The organism is Rhodococcus sp. KBS0724 (assembly GCF_005938745.2).
Lineage (GTDB): Bacteria > Actinomycetota > Actinomycetes > Mycobacteriales > Mycobacteriaceae > Rhodococcus_F.
Window position 1 is genome coordinate 1,883,250 of the sequence record NZ_VCBX02000001.1, and the last position, 9,251, is coordinate 1,892,500.

Genomic DNA, 9,251 nt, shown 5'->3' on the forward strand with positions numbered 1-9,251 from the left:
ATGGCCCCCGCCGGAGTTATCCGACGGGGGCCATGTGTGTCTGCAGTGATTACTGCTGTGCGAGCGAGCGCTTCATGCCGCGCTCGACGGCCGCGATGATCTGCGGACGCAGTTCGGCGGCAGGCACGATCGCATCCACCGAGCCGACCTCACGGGCACGCTGGATGTTGTGGATAGCTTCGAATTCCGATGCCACCTCGCCGAGCTTGTCGGAGCGCACTGCGATGCGCTGCGCACTCAGTTCGACGCGCAGGCGCGCCTTTTCGGTGTCGTCCTTCGCCGCGGCGAGATCCGATTCCAGCTGCTGCACCTTCGGGTCCTTGTTGGTGCGGGTGTTCACGTCGCGAGTGAATACCACCGCTGCGGCGGGAGCGCCGCCGAGGACGGATGCAAACGATCCTTCCACGGCCAGAACTTCCATGTTGTCGTTGAGCGCTCCGGAGAACACCACAAACGCGCCACCGTGGTAGCGGGAGACGACGCAGAACACGATCGGGCCGTCGAAGTTGACGATGGCCCGGCCGATCTCGGCGCCGTATTCCAACTGAATGTTGCGCAGCGACTCGGGGGAGCCGTCGAAGCCGGACAGGTTGGCCAGCACCACGATCGGACGGTTGCCACTTGCAGCGTTGATGGCGCGCGCCGTCTTCTTCGACGAGTTCGGGAACAGCGTTCCCGACGTCCAGGTGTCCGGTCCGTCTGCGGGGAAGTGACCCTTACGCGGAATTGCGCGAGACTCGATGCCGACGACGGTGACCGGGTATCCCGAGAGGTGCGCGTCGATCACCACGGAGGTGTCGGCGCCGGCCATGTCGGCCCATCGCTCGAGTACGGAGTGGTCCTGGTCGACCACCGAACGCATGACCGTCCGAATGTCGAAGGGCTTCTTGCGATCCGGGTTCTTGACGGACGAGAAGACGTCGCCGACGGTCTCGAAGTCGCTCGACGGGTGGGTGTGCGGGAAACTGCGCACGTCACGGTCGATCGGGTCGGCCGTATTCGCCCGGCGCGGGAAGCGTTCTCCGGGAGCGAGGTACGAGTGCGCGTAGTGACGGAACAGGATTTCGCACGCGGCCGTGAGGTCGGGTGCCCAGTACTGCGCCTGGCCGTTGGGGCCCATGACGCGGTCGTAGCCGCCGATGCCGAAGTTGTCCTCGGCCGAGACACCACCGGAGTAGTCCAGTGACTGCTTGCCGGTCAGCACCATCGCGCTGTCCGGGGTCATCACCAGAATGCCCTTGGTGTGCATGAGCATCGTGGCTTCGGCGTTCCAGTACGGCTGCGCGCCGACGTTGATGCCGGTGACAACGATGTTGATCTCGCCGCCGTTCTGGGTGAACGTGATGATCCGGCGCAGTCCGCGTGAGACCCAGTCCATGTTCTCGGTGCCGCTGTCCATGGAGATGGTGGCACCGGAGGACAGTGCAAACCACTCGACGGGCACGTTCAGCTTTTCGGCCAGGTCGATGGCAGCGACAACGCGGGAGCACTCGGCCTCGGCAACCGTTCCCAGTGCCTTGGTGGGATCACCGAACAGTGCGACGCGTGTCATGCCCTCGGGGTAACGAGGCGTCGGTGTGTTGACAAGTCCGACAACAATTCCGGCCTTGTTGAGGCCGAACGGGCGGTCGACGGGAGCCAGAACTCCGGCGTCGTCGAAATCGTGCTCGACGAACGTGCCCTTGTTGCCGGTCAGGAGCGGCACTAGTTCGTACGGGTAGACGGTGCCGCGAGCGCGTGAGCTCTGCACCTTCTGGGCGTACGCGTCGAGGGGGAGCAGCGGTTCGGTGGGAGGAGTGGTCTTGTTGATGACCACTCCGGCACCGGCGCGGTACGAGAAGCGCAACGCAACTTCCTCGGGCGCTCCACCCTTGGGGTCCTTGAGACGCGTGATCAGGGTGATCTCTTCGATTCCGGCGCCGACGGTCAGGCGGGCGGCGTTCTGAGCGATCACGGAGAATCGATCAGCGGGAACGTCGGCAAGCGGCCACACGTAGAGAACAACCCGGTTGGCGGCAAGACGACGCTTGTCACCGCGCTGACTCTGGGCGCGGCGGATACCGTCGAGGCAAGCCGCGAGGGTGCGTTCGATTGCGGGAAGCGCAACCATACGGCCTTCGTCGTCGAGTTGCGGTGTCACGTCGCGAATTTCGGCCAGCGCGATCAGACGCTCATCCGACGGGTTTTCCTTGGCGGAGAGGTGGAACAGGTAGGTGTTCTCCGGGGCAGGAAGGCGCTTGCCGTTGAAGTTCTTCAGACGCCACATGTCGAGACGCTGACCGGTCAACGGGTGCATGTCGCGAATGATCTGGTCCTCGACCAGTTCTCCGTCAACGGGACGGAACGTGACCCAGCGGACCGGATCACCGTTCGGGTTGCAGACGATGACCGTCACGCGGCGTGAGCGGTTGACGGTCTCGTTGCGAGAGAGCGCAGTCCGGAGTGTTTCGACGAGGGTGTCGCCGTCGGCAGGCTGGTTCGGCCAGTCCAGGTAGATGTCGATCACCAGACCGCGACCGGCCGGGGCGTCCTGTGCGATCGTGGTGACGTCGTCGAGAGCCGTTCCGAGAGCATCGAATTCGGCCACGGTGGAGACCAGGTGGAGGCCGTCGCCCTTGAGATCGAAGTTACCGGTGACAAATCGGCGATCGACATGCTCGAATGCGCGCACGTCCTCGAAGGAGTGAATCTTGTAGTACCGGCGCGTGATGACCTCGACGAGCGGTCCGCCGTCACGGCTACCCAGGCCGATCTTGCGGCCCAACAGATCGAGCAGCGGTTCCGGTGTTGCCACGAGGTTCGCGATCCGCTGGTCGAAGTCCGCAGCGTCCGGCTGTTCTTCGAGGTACGCAATGTTTCCGCGCACACCGTCGTACACGTCTTCGCGAACCTTGCGGATACGCGGCTCGTCGAAGAACCGGAACCGAAGGTTACGGGCGACGTCGCCGATAACCGGGAAGCGCACCTGCGTTGCCACGATCAGCCGGTCGAGGACCTCGTTGAGTTCCTGGGCCGAGCAACCGGGTGCCTTGTCGCCTGCGAGCCAGCCTTCGAGAAGTGTTGCGATGACCGGGATCTGGGCTTCCATGCGCTGCAATGCGAGGAAGAGTCGGTAGACAGCTTCCTCGACAGCGGTGCGATCGTCGAGATCGGTGACGTCGTAGTGGCGCAGGGCGCGCTCGAGGCGAGTGCGGAACGACGCCGGGACACCTTCACGTTCGACGTCGAGCGAATGCAGGAACGTGTGGAAATGCTCGCGCGGGCTGTGGACGGATTCGTCCTTCTCCGTCTCGCCCGACGTGGGCTTGTTGCGGGAGAGTTCGCAGATGTCGGCAAACGTGGTCAGAACGGCAAGTTCCGCCTGCACCAGTTCACGGTCTTCCGATTCGAGAGCCCCGCGCAGTGCGTCGTACTCGGCGAGAACGGCATTGGCGTGCTTGCCGCTCACGTCGTAACCGCTGATCATCGCGGTCAGAGCTTCGAGCTGGGCCAACGCGTCGGTGCGGGTGTCGGAACCGGAAACCGAAGCAGATAGATCGAATTCGACGCGCGGAGCCTTCTCGGTGACAGCTTCGTCGCCAACCTGATCGACGCGCAGCAGCGGTGCGCCCGCGTCGACCTGTGAGTTGACCGTCGCCAGGACCTCGCGAACCTTGCCGGCATACGGCGCGCGAACCGCAGTTTCCATCTTCATGGATTCGAGAACCACGAGGGTGGAACCGGCTTCGACGTCGTCACCGACGGCTACCGGCACTGCGACGACCACCGCGGGAGCGGGCGCACGGACCACGCCGGCGTCGTCCTGGCTGATCTGGTGGCTGATGCCGTCGACCTCGACGAGGTAGCGCGACGGGCTTGCGACGGAAACGATGTGAAAGCGTCGATCGCCGATGACCAGGCGTGACTCGAAGTCGCCGAGCCGATCGACGTCCACCTCGACGTCACCGGCATCGCCGTCGACGCGGTAGCTGTGCGGACCGGTGCGGCCGACGGTCAGCTTGTACGCCTGACCCTGGTAGTTCAGTTCGACCGTGCGGCCGATGGCGTGGTTGGCGCGGGGGCGGCCACCACGGGCGGACGCCAGGAAGGCTGCGCGCTCGAGCGATTCCTCGGCGTCGTAGGCGTCGATCGCGGTGGCGATGAGGGCGACGTCTGCGCGACGCGTCGTGGAATCCAGAGCACCGGTGCGGTCCAGCCAGCCGGTGTCGGCGGACGCCGAGATGACCTCGTCACGATCGAGAAGATCGAGGAGGAACGACTTGGTGGTGGTGCCGCCGTCGAGTACGACGGTGGTTTCCCGCAACGCCGTGCGCAGGCGTGCGAGGGCTTCCGGACGGGTGCGTCCCCAGGCGATGACCTTGGCGACCATCGAGTCGTAGTCGGGAGGAATGACGTCGCCTGCCGCGATTCCGGTGTCGACGCGGATACCCGAGCCGAGGGGGAACTTCAGCAGTTGGACGGTGCCGGGTGCGGGAGCGAAATCGTTGTCGGCGTCTTCGGCGTTGAGGCGGGCCTCGACGGCGTGACCGAATGCAGGCGGGCAATCGCCCACCAGTTCTTCACCGCTGGCAACAAGAATCTGCAGCTTGACCAGGTCGATACCGGTGGTGACCTCGGTGATGGGGTGCTCCACCTGAAGGCGCGTGTTGACCTCGAGGAACGTGAACAGCTTGTTCTCGGGCTGGTAGAGGTACTCGACCGTGCCGGCGCCCTGGTATCCCGCAGCCTTGACGAGTTCCGCGGAGACCTCCTTGAGGTGGTCCGACTGCTCCTCGGTGAGGACGGGGGAGGCAGATTCCTCGATGACCTTCTGGTTGCGACGCTGGATCGAGCAGTCGCGGACGCCCGGAGCCCAGACATTGCCGTGATTGTCGGCGATGATCTGCACCTCGACGTGGCGTGCGTCGGTGACCAGGCGTTCGAGGAAGACGACCGGGTCGCCGAAGGAACGCTCGGCCTCACCCTGAGTGCGCTCCAGCGCAACTTCGAGCTCGTCCTCGGCCCAGACCTTGCGGATTCCGCGTCCACCGCCGCCACTGCGAGCCTTGATGATCAGCGGGTAGCCGATGGCCTGCGCGTGACGACGAGCGTCGGCGCGCGTGTCGACCGGTCCGCCACTCCACGGCGCGACGGGGACGCCGACCTTCTCGGCGAGGATCTTCGCGGCAACCTTGTCGCCGAGCAGTCGCATGGCGTCGGCGCTGGGGCCGATGAACGTGATGCCCAGCTTTGCGACGATCTCCGCGAACGCCGGATCTTCGGCGACGAAGCCCCAGCCGACCCAGACCGCGTCGGCCTTTGCGGCCAGCAATGCCCGTTCGAGTTCGACGTAGTCGAGGTACGGGCTGCCAGTGCCGGTGCTGCGAAGAGTGACACCTTCGTCGGCCTGGCGAACGAACATGGCCCGACGCTCGGCCTCTGTGTGCAGTGCAATGACGCGAATGCCGTAGTCGTGTTCAGCATTCAGTTCGCGTACTGCCCTGATCAGGCGGACCGCGGCCTCACCTCGATTGACCACTGCGATTCGTTTGAACATTGTCACTGCCACCGTCCTTGATGAGATTCATACGTCGCGTACGACGCGATATGGGCTGATCGTGCGTCACATACCGTCATGCTGTGGTTCTGACCCGCTCCGGGTTGTGGGCACTGCTGCTGTGACAAAAACTGCGGTGATGCGAATTGCTTGCCCCCGGTATGCGCATCTGCAGGTGTTTGCCAGGTGGGTTCGTGAGTCCGGTGACGCCGAGTGCACGCGTCACGCCTGTGGCATGGACTCAGAACCGCTCCAATCACGAAATAGCAACATAGTGTTTCTGCCTCCAGGGAGTCCCTGGTTTATCTAAGGATGCAGCATGCGCGCCCACATGTCACCTGGGCGAATTGAAGAATATTAGTCAACGTGAACTCCGGTAACGCTTACCGTTTAATACGCTGCGACACAGTCCTTTTCGCTGCTGTGATACGGATCACGAAGCATTCGAAAGGGCTCGAAATTGAATACTCATGGGTAACAAATTCGATTCTGGCGCAGCAGTTTTGAATTTCTCGCATGCTACCGACCAGTGTTACTCATCAGTACTACTGACGAGTACGTTGATACTGCTCAAATGCGGCAGCAATGAAATTGTGGCTCTCGGGTCAGTGTGGATCAATTCCGAAAGCGGTGGCGTGCCACTCGCGGTGAGTGACACACCCTGTTTCCCAGTGTATGCCACTAGTTATGTTGCTGTAGAACTGCTTTCAAGATTTCCGGGGTCTGATTTATCGGCTGGGAGACGAGCCTCCAGTTCGTCGAGATGGCGAGCAATGTCGTCGAATCCGGACTGGGGCAGGTTCAACCGGTCACCGAGTGTGGTTGCTGCCGTGCGGAAATCCTGGACCAGAGGTGCGTATTTGACGGACAGCCTTGTTCGAGTCGGTTCGTCGAGATGCTTCACGCTGCCTGCGTTGTCGACGAAATCGCTGAATTTGACGAGGAATACACCGGGATCGTCGATAACCGAGACAACGTGGTCGCGATAGCTGACGGCATTTCCGTCGCGGCTGTCGTTGATCGGATTAGTAACGGCTGCAACGATATTCGATACTCGTTCTCCGAAGGTGTCGGAAATTGCGCGTGACGCCAACTGCCTCAGTAAGGATTCGTCCTCGTCGGATGTCGGGTGGTCGGACAACAGTTCGATAACGGCACGCGGTTGATCTTCTACCGTGTCGTGGAGCGCCGTGGCGGCCAGAACATCGCCGTCGACGCATCCATATCGGAGGAGTCTGAGAACATTGCGCAGAGGGTGGACGATATACGGGTCCTCGGGGTTCTTGATTCCGTTCTTGCGGTTCTGGTCGATGTGAGCGAGCGCGGCTACATTCATTGCTTGCCGCAAGACTCCGCCGGAAATGGACGCCCGCTCCGCTGCCTCCAGGACTGCGAGTGCGAGGAGGGCCGGGTCCATCTCTTTGAGAGCGATAGCGTCGAAAGTTCGGCTCATCGGTGTGGTGTCGTGCATAGGAATCCTCTCGATCATGGGGCAGGAAAAATGGCAGGCGTTGTTGCCTCGAGTCCTCCTGTGTATCTCGGCTTCGGCCACTAGTCTGAGGAAATGACAGTCGATCAGGCGTTGGACAGCGATTTTCTGACACTTGCCGATCCGTATCGGCGGGAGCTTCTAGCGCACTGCTATCGCATGATGGGTTCCATCCATGATGCCGAGGACCAGGTCCAGGAAACCTTCATCCGGGCGTGGCGGGGATTCGATGGTTTCCGCGGCCAATCGTCATTTCGGACCTGGCTTTATCGTATCGCGACGAACACGTGTTTGACGGCATTGGAAGGGCGCGCCAAGCGCCCACTTCCGACCGGCCTGGGCGCACCCAGTTCCGACCCTTCCGACGAGTTGGTCGAGCGCAGCGAGATCGCGTGGCTGGAACCCATTGCCGACTCGTCGTTGGGTGACGTGAACGATCCGGCCGTCATGGTTGTACAGCGAGATTCCGTGCGACTGGCATTGATCGCCGCGCTGCAGCATCTCTCGGCGAGGCAGCGAGCGGTACTGGTGTTGCGCGACGTATTGCAGTGGAAAGCCGCCGAGGTAGCCGAAGCTCTCGATACCACCACAACCGCGGTCAACAGTGTCTTGCAGCGAGCGCGCGCACAGATCAGCAACATCGCGCCCACTGAAGACACGCTTATCGAACCCAGCTCTGGGGAAGCGCGAACCATGCTGCGTGAATACGTCCGAAGCTTCGAGAGCTACGACATCGAAGCCATCGTCGCTTTGTTCACGCGCGACGCCGTCTGGGAAATGCCACCGTTCGAGGGGTGGTACCGCGGCCCCGAGGCGATCGGCCAGCTCATCGGGAACAAATGCCCAGCCGACGGGCCAGGGGCAATGCGTCTATTGCCGACATCTGCCAACGGCCAGCCGGCCTTCGGGCTCTACATGCGTCAGGCGGACGGCATTCACCATGCATTTCAGCTGCATGTTCTCGACGTCACCGAATCCGGGATATCGCATGTGACCTGCTTCTTCGATCTGAGCCTGTTCCCCAGATTCGGTTTACCGGCAGAGCTGTAAACAGGTCAGGGGTTGAACGCGTACTCGCGCACAACCCCTGACGGTCGCAGTTCTACCGGGGATTCGTCTCTACTGGGGAACCGTCGCGGCGGGGTCCATCCACATGACCTCCCAGACGTGATTGTCGAGGTCGCGGAATGCGCGACCGTACATGAAGCCGTGATCCTGAGGCTCCATCCACTTGGTGCCGCCGGCCGCGATCGCCGCATCGACAAAGCTGTCCACCTCTTCTCTGCTCTCTGCAGAGATACACATGAGGGCTTCGCGGGCTTTCGACGTGTCACAGATGTCGTCCGCGATGAAGTCGCCGAATCGGGGCTCGTTCAGGAACATGACAGTCGCCGCGTCGCTGACGATCATCGACACAGTGTTCTCGTCACTGAACATGTCGTTGAACTCGAAGCCGAGCCCGGCAAAGAAAGAGCGTGTGGCGGAAACATCCTTCACAGGCATGTTGACGAAGAGCAGACGGGACATCAGGTACTCCTTGCGCTCGGATGGAACCGCAGTTGTTCGGTTCCTTTCGCATATACAGACCATCCGAGAAGCAAAAAATCATCGGGGGAGTGAGGATTTTGTTGAGTATTTTCAGCTGTTAACTATTCGCAGTGCTGTGACCAGGCGATTTGGTGTTGTGTTGATCTTCGCGTAACTTATTCCAAGTCAGAGCGACACGGACACCGACTCCCACCTGCGAGGGTGAGTGACACGAGGTTGTACGAAGTGCCTGGCGAACACAATCCAGTTAGTTGATGAGGATCAGCCCGGTTTGCGCCGGTGCAGAGAATCGGATAGGCTGGAAAAGTTGCCCCGGAGCGGCGGCCATAGGGTCGTGGTGATGGTGTGTGCGTGTTCTTTGAGAACTCAACAGTGTGTCGATGAATGTCAGTGCCAAAATTATTTTGGTACTTCACATGTCGAATGATGTTCCGGGCCTTCGGGTTTCGGTTCTGATGTTCGGGGTGTGAGTATTTTTCGTCGGTGATTGTTCATTCTTCCGTCTGAATGGTTGCCGACACATTTTTTGCTAGTTGAGTTTTTTTGCTAGTGATTTGGCTCTTTTTGTCTATGACTGATTAGTGGGCTTGCCTGCGAAATCTAGAGTCTTCAACGGAGAGTTTGATCCTGGCTCAGGACGAACGCTGGCGGCGTGCTTAACACATGCAAGTCGAGCGG

4 protein-coding genes and 1 rRNA gene (1 of these 5 only partly in view) are annotated in these 9,251 nt (G+C 61.3%); 2 read left to right on the forward strand and 3 right to left on the reverse strand.

Translation table 11 applies throughout. The annotated features are described in order from the left end of the window. Positions 1–49 precede the first annotated feature (49 nt). Both FFI94_RS08770 and FFI94_RS08775 read right to left on the reverse strand, forming a co-directional pair. Positions 50–5,536, reverse strand: coding sequence for a carboxyl transferase domain-containing protein (locus FFI94_RS08770; protein WP_138873685.1), 5,487 nt, complete (start codon positions 5,534–5,536; stop codon positions 50–52). 685 nt (positions 5,537–6,221) lie between these two features. Continuing rightward, a complete protein-coding gene (locus tag FFI94_RS08775; protein ID WP_185993161.1) occupies positions 6,222–7,007 on the reverse strand; it encodes an HD domain-containing protein in 786 nt (261 codons plus the stop codon). Positions 7,008–7,100: 93 nt separating this feature from the next. Between FFI94_RS08775 and FFI94_RS08780 the strand changes: the two genes are divergently transcribed. Beyond that, the gene (locus FFI94_RS08780; RefSeq protein ID WP_138872623.1) at positions 7,101–8,075 is read left to right on the forward strand and encodes a sigma-70 family RNA polymerase sigma factor; all 975 of its coding nucleotides are present in this window, start codon (positions 7,101–7,103) and stop codon (positions 8,073–8,075) included. A gap of 69 nt (positions 8,076–8,144) precedes the next feature. Here FFI94_RS08780 and FFI94_RS08785 read toward each other — a convergent pair whose 3' ends face one another. Beyond that, positions 8,145–8,552, reverse strand: coding sequence for a VOC family protein (locus FFI94_RS08785; protein ID WP_138872624.1), 408 nt, complete (start codon positions 8,550–8,552; stop codon positions 8,145–8,147). Positions 8,553–9,182: 630 nt separating this feature from the next. On the opposite strand from FFI94_RS08785, the gene FFI94_RS08790 reads away from it, so the two are divergent. After that, positions 9,183–9,251, forward strand: a 16S ribosomal RNA gene (locus tag FFI94_RS08790) (it continues 1,449 nt past the right edge of the window).